Origin of the sequence: Xanthomonas cissicola (genome assembly GCF_008801575.1) — a bacterium.
GTDB classification, from domain to species: domain Bacteria; phylum Pseudomonadota; class Gammaproteobacteria; order Xanthomonadales; family Xanthomonadaceae; genus Xanthomonas; species Xanthomonas cissicola.
On record NZ_VZPL01000028.1, the window covers coordinates 1 to 14,348 of the forward strand.

Annotated in this window: 14 protein-coding genes; 3 read left to right on the plus strand and 11 right to left on the minus strand. The window is 67.8% G+C overall.

Annotation, left to right across the window (positions count from 1 at the left end; translation table 11 throughout):
- Positions 1–187, minus strand: a 187-nt coding sequence (locus F7R02_RS13230; protein ID WP_151210039.1) for a transposase, incomplete at its 3' end; no start/stop codon positions are given.
- A gap of 197 nt (positions 188–384) precedes the next feature.
- On the opposite strand from F7R02_RS13230, the gene F7R02_RS13235 reads away from it, so the two are divergent.
- From F7R02_RS13235 to F7R02_RS13250, 3 genes are all read left to right on the plus strand, one after another.
- On the plus strand, positions 385–543 hold the full coding sequence (locus tag F7R02_RS13235) for a DUF2256 domain-containing protein (RefSeq protein ID WP_011349095.1): 159 nt from the start codon (positions 385–387) through the stop codon (positions 541–543).
- Positions 544–767: 224 nt separating this feature from the next.
- The gene (locus F7R02_RS13240; protein WP_039416554.1) at positions 768–1,301 is read left to right on the plus strand and encodes a hypothetical protein; all 534 of its coding nucleotides are present in this window, start codon (positions 768–770) and stop codon (positions 1,299–1,301) included.
- A gap of 552 nt (positions 1,302–1,853) precedes the next feature.
- The gene (locus F7R02_RS13250; protein WP_011349097.1) at positions 1,854–2,876 is read left to right on the plus strand and encodes a Kelch repeat-containing protein; all 1,023 of its coding nucleotides are present in this window, start codon (positions 1,854–1,856) and stop codon (positions 2,874–2,876) included.
- A 132-nt stretch (positions 2,877–3,008) separates the two neighbouring features.
- Here the strand turns inward: F7R02_RS13250 and F7R02_RS13255 are convergent, their stop codons facing one another.
- The 10 genes from F7R02_RS13255 to F7R02_RS13305 all read right to left on the minus strand — a co-directional run bounded on the left by F7R02_RS13255 (position 3,009) and on the right by F7R02_RS13305 (position 14,137).
- Positions 3,009–3,755, minus strand: coding sequence for a TetR/AcrR family transcriptional regulator (locus tag F7R02_RS13255; RefSeq protein ID WP_029820776.1), 747 nt, complete (start codon positions 3,753–3,755; stop codon positions 3,009–3,011).
- Positions 3,756–3,966: 211 nt separating this feature from the next.
- Complete coding sequence (locus F7R02_RS13260) at positions 3,967–5,403, minus strand: aldehyde dehydrogenase family protein (RefSeq protein WP_078589833.1); 1,437 nt, start codon at positions 5,401–5,403, stop codon at positions 3,967–3,969.
- A gap of 102 nt (positions 5,404–5,505) precedes the next feature.
- Positions 5,506–6,645, minus strand: coding sequence for an MFS transporter (locus F7R02_RS13265; protein ID WP_078589850.1), 1,140 nt, complete (start codon positions 6,643–6,645; stop codon positions 5,506–5,508).
- A 78-nt stretch (positions 6,646–6,723) separates the two neighbouring features.
- Positions 6,724–7,365 (minus strand): hypothetical protein, encoded by a 642-nt coding sequence (locus F7R02_RS13270; RefSeq protein WP_029820779.1) that lies wholly within the window; start codon positions 7,363–7,365, stop codon positions 6,724–6,726.
- A 4-nt stretch (positions 7,366–7,369) separates the two neighbouring features.
- A complete protein-coding gene (locus F7R02_RS13275) occupies positions 7,370–8,818 on the minus strand; it encodes an aspartate aminotransferase family protein (RefSeq protein WP_078589834.1) in 1,449 nt (482 codons plus the stop codon).
- An 11-nt stretch (positions 8,819–8,829) separates the two neighbouring features.
- On the minus strand, positions 8,830–9,510 hold the full coding sequence (locus tag F7R02_RS13280; protein WP_065613378.1) for a class II aldolase/adducin family protein: 681 nt from the start codon (positions 9,508–9,510) through the stop codon (positions 8,830–8,832).
- A complete protein-coding gene (locus F7R02_RS13285) occupies positions 9,497–11,143 on the minus strand; it encodes a xylulokinase (RefSeq protein WP_011349102.1) in 1,647 nt (548 codons plus the stop codon). The genes F7R02_RS13280 and F7R02_RS13285 overlap by 14 nt, the downstream gene beginning before the upstream one ends.
- Positions 11,143–12,060: a TorF family putative porin gene (locus F7R02_RS13290; protein WP_078589835.1), complete on the minus strand. Its 918-nt coding sequence runs from the start codon at positions 12,058–12,060 to the stop codon at positions 11,143–11,145. Before F7R02_RS13290 ends, F7R02_RS13285 begins: the two co-directional genes overlap by 1 nt.
- Before the next feature lie 82 nt (positions 12,061–12,142).
- Complete coding sequence (locus tag F7R02_RS13295; protein WP_008573850.1) at positions 12,143–12,589, minus strand: DUF2147 domain-containing protein; 447 nt, start codon at positions 12,587–12,589, stop codon at positions 12,143–12,145.
- Between the two features lie 510 nt (positions 12,590–13,099).
- Positions 13,100–14,137 (minus strand): SMP-30/gluconolactonase/LRE family protein, encoded by a 1,038-nt coding sequence (locus tag F7R02_RS13305; protein ID WP_008573847.1) that lies wholly within the window; start codon positions 14,135–14,137, stop codon positions 13,100–13,102.
- Positions 14,138–14,348 lie beyond the last annotated feature (211 nt).

Consider the following 14,348-nt stretch of genomic DNA (forward strand, 5'->3'; position numbering starts at 1 on the left):
AACGGTTCATGCGTGTGTAGACCGTATGCCAGTTGCCAAAGCGCTTGGGTAGGCCGCGCCATTTGCAGCCATGCTCGGCAACGTAAAGGATGGCGTTGACCACTTGCAGGTTGGTCATGCTGACATTGCCGCGCTGCGCCGGCAGGCAGTGTTCGATCAGAGAAAATTGTGCTGGCGTGATCTCCATGCCCAATAGTTTAATCGCTCGGGCCATTAGTGTTAACAGGCCCTATAACAAAGCGTGCGCGCCGGTCTCCCCGCCCATGTACTGCTGTGTTCTGGGCAGCTGCCTGCATGAAGTCCGAGACGGCATTTTGCAGTGGACCTCGCTATGACATGCTTTGCACCCCCCTGCACCGACACGTGTCCCAGTCCTTCCAGCCTATGGCAACACGCAAAAAACAGGATCTACCGGAGAAGGTCTGCGTGCAATGCGGGCGGCCGTTTCGTTGGCGCAAGAAGTGGGAGCGTGTGTGGGACCAGGTGAAGTACTGCTCGGACCGATGCCGGGGCGACAGCAAGCGCCACCGCTCCACGGCTTAGTCGGCACTGCCTCGGACCGGGGGCATGCCGACAAGAGACGGGCCTGTGCCGCCGCACCTCCGAGCGCAGCACGCACAAACGCGCGTTAACGATACCGCTATTTCTTCCCTGCACGCTGTTTCGTGCCGCCGGACTTGGCCGCACGCTTGCTCGTGCTGCGCTTGCTGGCGACGGCCATGTTGTCCACCAGATTCGGATATGGGCGGCCTGCGGCTTTTGCGCGCTTGCGGGCCTGGGTCTTCTGCGATGCAGACAGTGGCTTGGAGCGCGAAGCGCTCTTTGGGCTGGACGTGCTCCAGGGCGCGGACGTCTTGCCTGCACGCTGTTTCGCAGCTGTGGAGGTGCTCTTCTTCTTGGCCGCAGTGCGCCTTGATGGCGCTTTCTTGGTCGCGCCTTTCTTCTCAGCCGCGCTGCTCCTTGCTGCAGCTTTCTTGCTTGCCTTGCTTGCCTTGCTTGCGACCTTGGACGATGCAGTCTTTCTGGCAGAGGCGCTTGCGGCCGCCGTTTTTTTCGTGGTGCGCTTATTCGGTGCGGTCTTTTTTGCGACTGTCTTTTTTGCTGACTTCTTGGCCGCCGTTTTTTTGGCTGCGGCTTGCCTGGTTGCACTCTTCTTTGCTTTAACCTTCTTTACAGCAGTCTTTTTCGAGCCATTTCCGCTGCTGGCGCCCTTCGTCGCGCTTGCCTGGTGCAGGCGCGCGTACACACGCGCTGCCCAGCGCTGGCCTGCATCGCCGCCCCAGAGCAGCCAGGCGATGTAGCCGGCCGATGGCGCCTTGGCATCCGCCCAGCCCTTGCCGCTCTTGTCCACGCTGTGTCGCGCGAAGTACGAATGCATGCGTCCAATGGTCTGTGCAGACAGCGACGTTTGCGCGGAGAGATCGCGCGCACGCGCCACACCAACGGCGGTACCGCCACGGCCGTGCTGCTCGCGCAGGCGCAGTCCACGCGCCGCTGCAGCGGCGACGCTCTTGGGCGGCGTTGTCGCCGAACGGGAAGTTGTCGGGGAACGCGTCACGCAGGTCTCCTGTCATTGCGGTCGCGGTAGTGTTTGCATACGCGGTGCTGTCGGACGTGAAGAGCCGGCGTCTCCCCTGGCACTTGCAAGCAGCAAAGGCACTGGGTTTGATGAAGTGCACTGCGTATCCGGCTGCAACACCGCAATGCAGATGATCGACCACTGCCATCGTCAGCGTGGTGACAGCGCTGCACTGTCGCGGTCGCTACGCGCGTCGCGGCTCTGTCCGCTTTCTGCTATGGCGGTGCGTCGACAGGTAAGTAGACTGGCCGCTCTTTGCAACCAAGGAACACCGATGCATCGCTTGGCAACGTCTTTCTGCGCGGTGTTCCTGCTCGTGGTGACCGCAAGCATGCCTGTCAGCGGGCAGGCCAATGACCTCGAACCAGCCGGATCGACCAGCAAGCAGCAATGGCGCGCGGTGCAGGCGCAGGGCGAGCCGCACGCACGCCACGAAAACAGCATGGCCGCCATTGGCGAGCGCCTGTATTTGCTCGGCGGTCGCGGCGAACGCCCGCTGGATATCTTCGATACCCGCACCCGGCGCTGGTCGCGCGGCAGCGCACCGCCATTGGCGGTCAACCACGCCCAGGCGGCGGTCTGGGCAGGCAAGCTCTATCTGGTGGGCGGGTTTACCGGCGACTATCCCAACGAAGCGGCGTTGACGCATCTGCTGATCTACGACCCGGCCACCGACCGCTGGCAGACGGGCGCGGAGATTCCTGCCGATCGCCGCCGCGGTTCGGCCGGTACCGTCGCGCACGACGGAGTGCTGTATCTGGTGGGTGGCAATACGCGTGGCCACAACAGCGGCTATGTGCCCTGGCTGGACGCCTTCGACACGCGGACCCAGCGCTGGACGCGCCTGCCCGATGCGCCGCATGCGCGCGATCACTTCCAGGCCGTGGTGCTCGACGGCAAGCTCTACGCGGGCGGCGGGCGCCGGTCTTCGCACGACACCGGCGACACGCTGTCGCAAACAATTCCGCAGCTGGATATCTACGATCTGCGGCAGGCCACCTGGTCGGTGGCCGATGCCACGCTGCCCACCCCGCGCGCGGGCGCGGCAACCGTCGCGCATCACGGCCGGGTCATGCTGTTGGGCGGCGAAAGCACGGCCCAGGTCGCCGGCCACGCGGAGGTGGAGTCCTACGACCCGGCCACCGCGCGGTGGGAGACCGGTCCGGCCTTGCCGCGCGGCAGGCACGGCACGCAGGCGGCACAGGTGGGCGAGGATCTGTACATCGCCGCAGGCAGCGGCAACCGCGGCGGCGGACCGGAACTGCAGGATCTGCTCGTGCTGCCGTCATTGCCCTGAGCGTTGCATGCGGCGCAGGTGTGCTTGCGGCATTCAGCGCCTGCGAGCAGCCGCATTGCACCTGCCAGATGCCTCGGTGCAGGGAAGGCGCGTCCTTCGCAGGCTCTGACGACCGCGCCCGCTGCCGGCCCATCACCCAGCGCGGTTTGAACGCCGTGCCGGTGGCGAACCTCGCCGGCGCTCCACAGCGCTGCCTTTCGGCACATCGGCCGTTGCATCGCGCAACTGCTCGACGTGGCCGGCGATCATCGTGCCGACTGTCTCGGCCACCGCACGGCTGCTCAGTCGCACATCGAACAGCAGCTCCACGGTCGCATAGATCAGGTCCACCACGATGCGGCTGACCAGACGCAGTTGGCGCGGGTCTGCATCGGGGAAGAATTCGGCGAGCATGCGCACCTGCGCCTTGGTGACCTGCGCGTGCGAGTCCAGGCGCACCTGCTGCAAGGCCGGCACCGCACGCAGCGCGCGCAGGATCCAGACACCGCCCTCGGTGGCCTTGGTCACCCGGTAGGTCTCCAGCACCAAGCCGGTCAGCGCCTGCTGCACCTGTTCGCGCGAACCGGACATCGCCTGCGGCGTGATCCACTTGGGCACCAGCGCGTTCTGCCGCTGCATCAGGCGCGTGCCGAGCTCGGACAACAAGGCATATTTGTTGGGAAAGTAGCGGTACAGCGCCGGTGGCGTCAGTCCGGCATGCGCACAGACCAGATTGGTGGACAGCCGTTCCACGCCGACATCGCCGAGCAATTGCGCGGTCACCGCCAGGATATGTTCGTAGGTCTCGGTCGCGCGATGCTGGGCCGGGAGCTTGTTGCCGGTCAGCCTGGGCGCAGGCGCCTTGAGCGGCGCGCGCGGACGGGACTTGGTCGTGGACATGGGCGGGGGATTCCTCGAACACGGAGTGATGCGTCGGCCAGACCACCGCGACTGCACCTGCGCCGTTGCGTCGCTGCTGCATTGCGCCGGCCAGGCGGCGTCCATCGTCTGCAGTAGCGCCATGCCACCGCCAAGCCATGCGCCTGCACGGCCGGTGTTTGCCAGAGCCACATCATACGCGCTGCGTCGCGGGCGATCTGTGCCGCGCGCGTCATCGGCGGGCCAGCCAGGCGGTCAATGCGGTGGCCACGCGGTGCTGCCAGCCCCGATACGGCGGAAAGAAGGCCCGCGCGGTCAGCAGGCGGCCGCCGCGCAATACCGCACGTTCGTGCGAAAACGCCTTGAATCCATGCATGCCATGCGCGCTGCCGATCCCCGACTGGCCAATGCCGCCGAACGGCAAGCCGGTGTGCATGAATTGCTGCAGGCAGTGATTGACCACCACGCTGCCGGAGCTGCTGCGCGCCAGCACGCGGGCGACCTGTGCGGCATCGTTGCTCCACAGATACAGCGCCAACGGCTTGGCGGCGGCGTCGAGCCCGGCGAGCACGGTGTCGAGATGGTCGAAGGTCACCACCGGCAGCACCGGGCCGAAGATTTCTTCCTGCGCGATGCGCGCGTGTTCCGGAACATCGGCCAGTACCGTCGGGGCGATGAAACGCTGCGCCACGTCATGCTCGCCGCCGGCCACCAGCTCGGCACCGGCAGCGCGCGCTTCATCGATCAGGGCCGCCAGGCGCGCCGCATGGCCGACATGGATCATGCGCGCCAGGTCGGGGCTGGCAGCCACCGCCGCCGCGCTGCTGCCGTAGCGCTGCGCCAGCAGTTCGCGGCACCGCTGCAGCAGCGCCGTGCGGACCTCGCGATGCACGAACAGCGTATCGGGCGCGATGCAGGTCTGCCCGGCATTGACCAGCTTGCCCCACACCAGCACCTGCGCGGCGCGTTCCAGGTTGGCGCTGCGGTCGACGATGGCCGGCGATTTGCCGCCCAGCTCCAGCGTCACCGAGGCCAGCTGGGCGGCAGCGGCGGCCATGACCTGCCGCCCCACTGCCGGTGAGCCGGTGAAGAACACATGGTCGAACGGGCAGGCCAGCAAGCGCTTCGCAGTGGCCACCCCGCCCTGCACCATCGCCACTTCGGAAGGGTCGAACGCCTCGGCCAGCAGCTCGCGCAGCACCGCGTTGACCTGCGGGGTGAATTCGGACGGCTTGAGGATGGCGGTGTTGCCTGCCGCCAGCGCCGAGACCAGCGGCCCCAGCACGGTGGCAACCGGATAATTCCATGGTCCGATGATCAGGCAGCGGCCCTTGGGCTGATAGCCGATCTGCGCGTGCGTGCCCAGCGTCAGCAAGGTGGGCGACACCTTGCGCGGGCGCATCCAGCGCGGCAGCCCGGCGATGGCGGCGGCGATTTCGTCGACCACCGGCAACAGCTCGCTCAGCTCCACTTCCAGTGCCGGCTTGCCGAAGTCGCCGGCAAAGGCGGCATACAGGGCCTGCCGCCGCGCCAGCAGCGCGCTGCGCAACGCGCGCAGGCGCTCGCGCCGCTGCGCGGCGGTGGAACTGCGCCAGGCCGCGGCCACCGGCTGCTGGGCGGCGAACAGTGCCGCGATGTCCTCGGCGCAGACGTCCAGGTCAGCGTGCATGACGCGCACGCCCCTGCTGCAAGCGCACACACTGCAAACGCATCCGCGACCGGCGCGCCGGACGCGCCGGCACGCTGCGGCCCATTCCGCACACGCTGTCGCTCATCGATCCCCCCTGTTCTGCTGCGCTCCGGCCGGCGCCCGGCGGCGCTGGTCGCGGCCGGCTGCCGCCGCCAGGACCGCCGCCAGCAATGCGGCGGCCAGACTGAACGCCGGTACCGGAGCCGGATCATCGTGCTGTAGCAGCAGCGAAGCGAGCAAGGGGCCGGCTGCCGATCCCAGCAACTGCACCGCCGGCACCAGCACCGCCACCCGGCCATGCGCGTCGGCAACGAACGCCAGACCCACGTGGAAGGGCATCAGGAACATCCAGGCCAGGCCGAAGCCCACGCAGGCAACCGTGAACGCGGCAGTGCCGGCCGGCGCCGCACGCGCCATGGTGGCCGCCACCGCCGCCAGCACCAGGCTGCCGACCACCAGGGTGCGCGCGTGACCGAGCCGGCGCACCCACCAGATCGCCGCCAGCGCGCCGACGATCTGCAGCGTCAGCACCAGCGAGGTGTGCGCCTGCACCGCCCCGGCATCCAGGCCGGCGCGCAGCCCCAACGGTTCCATGTACGCCCACAGCGCGCCGATCGCGGCCATCTGCACGAAGGCGATCAGCAAGGGCAACAGGGTTGTCGGCGACCAGCGCACGCGGCTCGCCGGCGCGGTTGCGCTCACGGCAGACAAGGTCGCCGGCAGCAACGGTGTCAGCAGCGCCGCGCACAGCGTCACCGCGCCCAGCGCCACGAAACCGCCTTTCCAGCCGGTGGACGGCAGCACCCACCACGCCAGCAGATTCGCCAGTGCGATCTGCGCCACCGCCTGGGTCAGCATGAACACCGCGGTGACCCGATCCGGCTTGGCCGCGCGCACGATGGTCAGGGTCGCCACCCACAGCAGCAGCCCCTCCGCCAGGCCGGCAGCTGCGCGTACCAGCACGAATGCGGTGTCGCCGACCGCCTGGGTGGTGGCCAGGTCCAGCAGTGCCGCCAACAGCGCCGCCAGCACGGCGACCTGGCGCTGCCAGCGGTGCGGCAACAGCGCATCGCCCAGCGCCACGCCCAGGCCGAGCGCGACGATCTCCCCCATTGCCACGATGCCCACGCCGGAGAGCGTGATCAGCTTCTGCTCGACCAATGTTCCCAGCAGGATCGGCTGCACGCCCAGGATGAGCAGGGCGATCGAACCGATCAACAAACCGGACGGCAATCCCTGCGAGGCGGGAACGGCCACGGCGGACAACGCGGGTGGATGACTGCTGCGCATGAGATGCCCTCAGTAGGCCGTGCTTTCGGTGGGCAGGGCGCCATTGGCGAATGCGGCGCTCGCACGTACCTGGTCCTTGCGCAGACGCCCGTTGGCGATGCGACGCACCCACCACGGCAGCTGCCGGGTGGGTCCTCCGGTGGCCGCCGCCAGCACATACGCCTTTGCGCACTTTTCGAACAACGCGATGTTCAGCGCCAGGCGACGCGCACTGGTACCCAGGCACAGCGGCCGCCGTGCCACCAGCACGGCATTGCCGATCGCCCCGGCCAGCGTGGCCGCCGCGTCGGCCGCGCGCACCGGCGGCGGCATCGGCCCCAGATGCCGCGCCTGTTCGTCGAACACCTGCGGCAACGCGCCGCCGCAGTCGGCCAGGCAGTGGCCGAAGGCACCGGCCGACCACGCCACCGCCCCCACATCGCCACGCTGCGCATAGACCTGCGCATGCAGGCGCTGCGCCGCATCCAGCGCGGCATCCTCGCGCCAGTCCAGCAGCAGCGGCGTTGACGCGGTGGCGCTGCCGATCCACATCTGCGTGGCGCCCGGGCAACGCACCGACAAGGCCGCGTCATCGTCGCCGAGCAAGTGGGAGGCCTGCAGCCGTTCGCGGGTCTGCAGCCAGGTGTCGCGCAGGGCATCGGTGGCGTTCATCGGCTCAGACCAGTGCGAAGACATCGTCGAAACGGTTCAGGGCCTCGTCGATCACCGCATCGGTGTCGGCCATGCTGGTGTAGATGCGGCTACCGGCCAGGGTGATCAGGCCATGCGCCGAATACGCCGCGCCCATCTCTTCCATCATGTGCTTGCGCGCCTTGGCTTCGTTGCGCACGCGCCAGAGTTTGTAGAGGTTGCCGGTGTCCAGCAGCAGCACGCCGGAGGTCTGCAGGTGCACGATCGAGCCCATGTTGTAGACCACGTACGGCAATCCGCAGCGCTGGATGATCGCCTCCAGACCCGCACGCAGGCGATCGCCGGCGCGGCCGGCGCGGCCGGCCGCATCGTTCTGCTGCGCTTCCAGCAACGCGTAGTAGCCGGCCACGCAGGACAGCGGGTTGGCCGAGAGCGTGCCGCCGACAAAGGCGCGCCGCGCGGTCGTGCCGATGCCGCCCACCAGGCTCATCATGACCTCACGGCGGCCACCGATCGCCCCGGCCATCGGATAGCCGCCGGCCAGGCACTTGCCCAGCACGGTGATGTCCGGCGCAACGCCGAAGTAGCCTTGCGCACCGCCGGGGCCCAACCGGAAACCGGTGACCACTTCATCGAAGATCAGCAGCGCCCCGAACTCGTCGCACAGCGCGCGCACCTGGCGGTTGTAGTCCGCATGCACCGGGCGGGTTCCGCTCTCCGGCCCCAGCGGTTCCAGCAGCACCGCCGCGGTGCCGCCACGCAGGCGATTGAATTGCAGCTTGCGGCGCAACGCGTCCAGATCGTTGGGCAGGCATTCCTGGGTCTGCGCGGTCGCCCCACGCGGAATGCCGATCGCTTCCATGCGGCCGGTGCCGGGCAGGCGCAGGCCGTACACCAACTGGTCGCTCCAGCCGTGATACGCACCGCCGATCTTGATGATCCAGCGCTTGCGGGTATACGCGCGCGCCAGGCGCACCGCGCCCATCACCGCCTCGGTTCCCGAACCGAGCAGGCGCACCATCTCCACCGCCGGCATGCTGGCGCAGACCAGCTCGGCCAGTTTGACCTCGTATTCGTGCAGCAGTCCGGTCACCGGTCCGCACTGGTCCAGCACCTCGTTGACGCGTGCGCGCAACGCCGGAGGGTTGGAGCCGAGCAAGGTCGGTCCGCCGGCCTGCAGGAAATCGATGTAGCGGTTGTCGTCGACGTCGGTCAGGTAGGCGCCCTCGGCGCTGCGCATCGCCAGCGAGAACGGGTAATTGAAGGCCAGGTTGTGCTGCACGCCGCCGGGAATCACCCGCTGCGCGGCGTCGCCCAACTGCTTGGAGCCTTGGCAGCGCTGCTCGAAGTAGCGCATCACCTTGTCCATGCCTTCGCGCCGGACCGGCCGCATCGGCTGTTTGACCAACGCATCGAAGCGGCGATACAGCTGGTCCACATCGGGCCATTGCGAAATCGCGGAAGTCACGCTCATCGTCGGTGTCATCATGTCTGGGAAAGGGAGGACGCGCCGGACGTGTGCCGGCTGGAATCCAGCGCCGTCAGCACCCGCTGCAGGCCGACCGCGAGGTCGGGCTCGCGCGCCGCACGCGCCTGGATCTGCGTCTGCAGGTGGCTGCGCGCGACCAGCTCCAACGCCTCGACCACGGTAACGGCCGCCTCCAGGTTGGTGCCGCAGCAGACCACGCCGTGATTGCGCAGCAGATAGGCGTTGACGGTGGGCTGCAGCTGCCGGGCCAGCAGGCGGGCCAGCAGGCCGGTGCCCGACGGCATGTAGCCGGCGATCGGAATCCGTGCGCCGAGCAGCCGGCGCAACGCCGGTTGCGTCACCTCCAGCGGCGCGCCCAGCAGGGTGCAGGCGCTGGCGACCGGCTGGTGGGTGTGGATGCTGCAGCCCACGTCCGGGCGCCGCCGCATCACCTGCGCATGCAGGCCGGTTTCGACCGACGGCGTGCGCGTGCCGTCGAGCTGGTGCAGGTCCTTGGTGCGGACGATGCAGATATCCTCGGCCTGCATGCTCAGGTAGTCGATCGCCGAGGGAGTGACCGCGAAACACTCGGCATCGATACGCAAGGCGACATTGCCGCCGGTGCCGGCCAGATAGCCGCGGCGCGACAGTTCGATGCACAGCGCGACCACGCGCTGGCGTTGTTCAAGGGCAAACATGCGTGGCGACCTCCGGGGCGGGCGCAGGCGTGGAGGGATTGAGCCGTCGGTAGATCGGCGCCAAGGTGCGCTGCAGGTCCTTGAACACCGCGTAGCGGTCGTCGTACAGCGCACGCGTGCCCGCATCCGGCTCGTAGACCCGCCGGGGGCGCTGCAATGCCGCCAGGTCGCCGAAGCCGAGCCGGCCCAGGCCGACCCCGGCGATGAAGGCCGCGCCCACTGCGTTGGCCTGGATCGGATTGTGCAATTGCCGGATCGGCCGGCCGCTGACATCGGCGATGATCTGGCACCACAGATCCGACTGCGCGCCGCCACCGACCGCGGCAATCGTGCCTGGGTCGCAGCCAAGCAGGCGCGCGAACGGCTCCATCATCCAGCGCGTGTTGAACGCCACCCCTTCCATCACCGCGCGGATCATGTCCTCGCGGCTATGCATCAGCGAGAGATTGATCAGGCCGGCACGCAGGCTCGGGTCTTCCACCGGCGTGCGTTCGCCGAACAGCCAGGGCATGTAGATCAACCCGTTGGATCCTGCGGGCACGCGCGCGGCGATGCGATTGAGCACTTCATAGACGTCCGGGCGCTGCTCGTCGCTGAGCAGTTCGTCGGCATGGAACAGGATGCGGTCGCGCAGGAAGGACAGGTTGGCACCGGCGGTGGTCTGCAGGGCGATCGCCAGATAGCGCCCTTCCACTGCGCACGGCACCGCGGCGATCGTACTGCGCACATCGGTTTTCATGCGCGGCACATGCGCGCCGAGCCATGACGAGGTCCCCAGGTACAGATGCGCGGCGTGATCCTCCACCGCCGCGGCCACCGCCACTGCCGAGGTGTCGATCGCGCCGGCCACCACCACGGTCTGCGGCGACAGGCCCAGCGCCTGGGCCACCTGCGGCAGCAGCGGCCCCAGCACCGCAGTGGACGGCACCAGGTCCGGCAACTTGTCGCGCTCCACGCCGACCATGTCCAGCAGGCCCGCGTCGTAGCGAATATGGTGCGGGTCGCGATTGTCGGTGACCCAGGTGGTCAGCATCGAATCGGGAGTGGCACAGAACCGGCCGGTCAGGCGCAGGTTCATGTAATCGAGCACGTTGAGAAACTTGTGCGTGCGCTGGTAACGCACGGGCTGGTGATCGCGCAGATAGGCGATGTGGCCGGCGCAATCCTTGCCGCTGCGCGCAGGCGCGCCACCGCTCAGGCGCAACCATCGCCACAGGCGCAGGGGATCGTAGCCGCGCACATTGAGCCAACGCCCCTGCAGACGCCGGGCGATGGCCGCCTGGCCGCGCATGTCCAGCCACAGCATGGCGCGCCCGAGCGCCTGGCCGTTATGGTCCACGCAGACGGTGCCTTCGCCCTGGGTCGAGCAACACACGGCCACCACGCGTCGGCGCAGCGCCGCATCACCCTGCACCACGGCAGCGGCGGTGGCGCTGAACGCGTCCCACCACGCGTGCGGGTCTTGTTCGGCAGCGACGCCCTGCACGTGCAGTTGCACCGGTTCGAACGCCCAGGCGAGCACCTTGCCGTCCAGCGTCACCAACGCGCATTTGCAGCCGGAGGTTCCCAGGTCCACCGCCAGCACCAGCGGCGCATTGCCGCCGGTGTCGTCTGCGAGCGTTTGGGTGCGCATCAGAACGTGTAGCCGATCGAGAACACCAGCGCATCGCCGTCGGTCTTGCGGATACGCTCGCCGTCCTGCACCCAGTACAACTGGTGCGCGTTGGTGTTGGTGGTCAGCCAGTCCAGGTTCCAGTCCAGGCCCCAACGCCGATGGGTGATGCCGATCTGGTAATCGGCGAAGTTGCCTTCGCGAAAGTTGGCCAGTTTCTGGTAGCCGGCATGCAGGCGCAGCGTCGTGGACGGCAGCAGCGAGGGCAGCAACGGCAACTGGGTATTGAGGTCGGCCAACACGGTGCCACGCGAATCCTGTTCGCCGCGCGCGTAGCACTGCAATGCGGCGGTCGGATCGATCGAGAAGCGCAGGATCTGCCCGCACACGCCGCCAGTATCGGCACCGCGGTAGGTCTTGGACACCACATACAACACGCGCCCTTCGACGATGCCGTAGCCCAGCTCCATCACGGCGAAGTCGCTGTTGTAGTTGGTCGTGCGCACGTCGGTCGGGGTGCCGGCTTCCAGGTCGATGCTGTGCGGCGCCATGAAGCGTGCGCCCGGGAATCGCTCGGTGGCCAAGCCCACGCCGGCGTGCCAGCGGTCCGGATTGCCGAAGCGATAACCGCCCGCCAGGGTGACGCCCAGGCCGTCGCCATTGACGAACTGCTTCTTGCTGACCCCGGCCACTTCCAGCAAGGCGACCAGCCCGCTGGCATGCACGAACTGGGTGCTCCACTTGGCCGAGGGCCGCATCAACGAATCGGAGATGCCGCGCGTGCGCTGTTCGCTCATCAGCTTGACCTGGTTGTCGAACTGATAGGTCGCCACGCTGCCCTCGCTGGCCGGGTCGGCTTGCTGGGCCTGCGCCGGCAGGCAAGCCGCACCTTGCAGCAACGCACACGCGACAACCGCGCCGACATGGATCTTCGCCATCTGGATTCCCCCGGTGGATGTGAGTGAGAACCGCCGCGATCGCGGCGGCCGGTGCTGCGCGCGCATGTGGCGCTGGCCGCAGCTAGTGGCTGGCGCACACCGGCGTGGATGGCAGGGCCTGCACGCGGGTGAACAGCATGTTTTCGCCGAGCACTTCGGCGCCGATGAACGCGCGCAGGGTCAGGCTGTCGCCCTTGCTCCGCAGCGTGGCCTTGTAGCGCTTGCCGCTGCGCGGATCGAATGCCCAACCCTCGCGCCAGGTGCCGTTGTCGTCGCGCTCCAGGCGCGCGATCTGCACACCGCAGGTGTCCTTCGGCGTGCCGGCGTCCTTGTCCCACACCACCTTTCCGCACATCGCGCTGGCGGCATCGGTACACGGCGCAAATGCGATGACGGCGTCCTTGGCCGCAGTCAGCCACAGGCCCTGTACCGGCGAGGACGCTGCCGCCAGCGCAGGCATCAGCGGCAGCGCCGCTACGACAACGCACGCCAGGGTGCGCAGCAACCGGGAAACGCAAGCTTCGTTCATTGCCGCAACCCCGCGGGCACCCGCTCATGACAGTAGTGAAAACTACCGTATAGCGATGATTACCTTTTTGCAACAGGCTCAAGCGTGGCGATTGCCTGGACAGCTGCACGCCTTGGCACAGCAGGCGTTGCGCGGTGCAAGAGCGATTCGGTGCACGCCTGTTTTGACGCGCCGCACCACGGTTGCGGTCGCCAACGTTGGTGCGGCGAGCCAGGTAAAAGGCCTGGCTCGCAGGCGCTGCGGCCGGCGGTCGGAGGTGCGGGCACCACGCTGCTCGGTAAGACCGGCAGCGGTGGCGCTACGGGCGAGGACGCGTCGTGCGGGCGCGCGTCATGGCCGCTGGCCTTGTCTGCAAGCAAGCGGCCTGTGGCGGCTGGACGATTGACCGAGGCAGTACACAAGGCAGCCGACACGGCGGCAGTACCAGGCGATTGGCGCTGCGGTCAGACACGCATGCGGCCAGACGTGCGTGTCCATCGCGAGGCGATGCAGCGGCATCGCCGCGATCGTCTAGCGCACGAACTGCAGGCCCAGCGACTTCACGCGCACGCGCGCCAGCATCGCGTGCGAGGTCATGTACAGCGTGTGGCCATCGTTGCCGAAGGCGCAGTTGGAGACGGCCTCGCCGGTGGCGATGCGACCCAGGCGTTGGCCGGCGGGATCGAAAACGATCACCCCGCCGGGGCCGGTGGCAAACAACGTACCGTCGGCGGCAACCGCCATGCCGTCGGGCAGGCCGGGAACATCCTTGGCGATCAGGTCGGACGCATCGGCGAACACGCGCTTGCCGGTGACGGCACCCTGTGCATCCAGTGCATACGCCATCCAGATCGGCCGTTGCGGATCGGAGTTGGAGACGTACAAGGTGCGCGCATCCGGCGACAGGGCAATGCCGTTGGGAAAGCTCAGGCTATCGTCCAGCAGATGCACGCTGCCATCGGTGTCCAGGCGATAGACGCCATTGAAGCGCAGCTCCTTGACCGGCGATTTATCCAGATCCTTCAACCCGTACGGCGGGTCGGTGAAGAACACCACGCCATCGCTGCGCCGCACGACATCGTTGGGGCTGTTGAAGCGGTGGCCCTCGAAGGCAGTCGCAAGCGGTGTCTTCTTGCGCGTGACCGGATCGAGCCTGGCCAGGATGCGCGTGCCGGAATCGGCTAGCAGCACCGTGCCGTCGGGCTCGGCGTACAGACCATTGGCGCCGGCTTCGCGCAGCGTGGGCAGTTCCGGGCCGGTGTAGCCGGAGGGCGAGAGCAGGACCGACAGGCCGGCCTGTTCGGACCAGCGATACAGCTTGTTTTCCGGCACATCCGTAAACAACAGATAGCCTCCCTTGCGTACCCATGCCGGGCCTTCGGACCAGGTGAAGCCTTCGGTGAGCTTCTCGATGCGCGCATCGCTTGCCACCACATCACCGAAGCGGCGGTCGAATGTCTGCAGCTGGCCGATGGCCGCAAAACGCGGCGTCGGTGGAGTCTGCTTGGTGCAGGCAGCAAGCACCGCCAGCAACGGCACGGCCAACAGCAGATAAGACGGCAAGCGCATCGGTCAGTCCTGTCTCATGGTTGGGGGCATGATGCCATCATGCGTGTGCAGGCGACTGCGCATAGCGGCCACCAATGCATCGCGCGCATGCATCTATGAGGTGCACGGCACGCAGGAATGCGGTGTTTCGAGCCATCCATGCCGCACCGAACATCGGCCGTGCTCGCCTGTGCCCGGGCGTGGTGGTCAGCAGCTCTTGGGCCGGCAGCCG

Coding starts and splice junctions, on each gene's coding strand:
- F7R02_RS13295 (WP_008573850.1), bottom strand. CDS start 12,589: ATGAACGAAGCTTGCGTTTCCCGGTTGCTGCGCACCCTGGCGTGCGTT.
- F7R02_RS13250 (WP_011349097.1), top strand. CDS start 1,854: ATGCATCGCTTGGCAACGTCTTTCTGCGCGGTGTTCCTGCTCGTGGTG.
- F7R02_RS13270 (WP_029820779.1), bottom strand. CDS start 7,365: ATGAACGCCACCGATGCCCTGCGCGACACCTGGCTGCAGACCCGCGAA.
- F7R02_RS13255 (WP_029820776.1), bottom strand. CDS start 3,755: ATGTCCACGACCAAGTCCCGTCCGCGCGCGCCGCTCAAGGCGCCTGCG.
- F7R02_RS13235 (WP_011349095.1), top strand. CDS start 385: ATGGCAACACGCAAAAAACAGGATCTACCGGAGAAGGTCTGCGTGCAA.
- F7R02_RS13285 (WP_011349102.1), bottom strand. CDS start 11,143: ATGCGCACCCAAACGCTCGCAGACGACACCGGCGGCAATGCGCCGCTG.
- F7R02_RS13275 (WP_078589834.1), bottom strand. CDS start 8,818: ATGAGCGTGACTTCCGCGATTTCGCAATGGCCCGATGTGGACCAGCTG.
- F7R02_RS13290 (WP_078589835.1), bottom strand. CDS start 12,060: ATGGCGAAGATCCATGTCGGCGCGGTTGTCGCGTGTGCGTTGCTGCAA.
- F7R02_RS13280 (WP_065613378.1), bottom strand. CDS start 9,510: ATGTTTGCCCTTGAACAACGCCAGCGCGTGGTCGCGCTGTGCATCGAA.
- F7R02_RS13305 (WP_008573847.1), bottom strand. CDS start 14,137: ATGCGCTTGCCGTCTTATCTGCTGTTGGCCGTGCCGTTGCTGGCGGTG.
- F7R02_RS13260 (WP_078589833.1), bottom strand. CDS start 5,403: ATGCACGCTGACCTGGACGTCTGCGCCGAGGACATCGCGGCACTGTTC.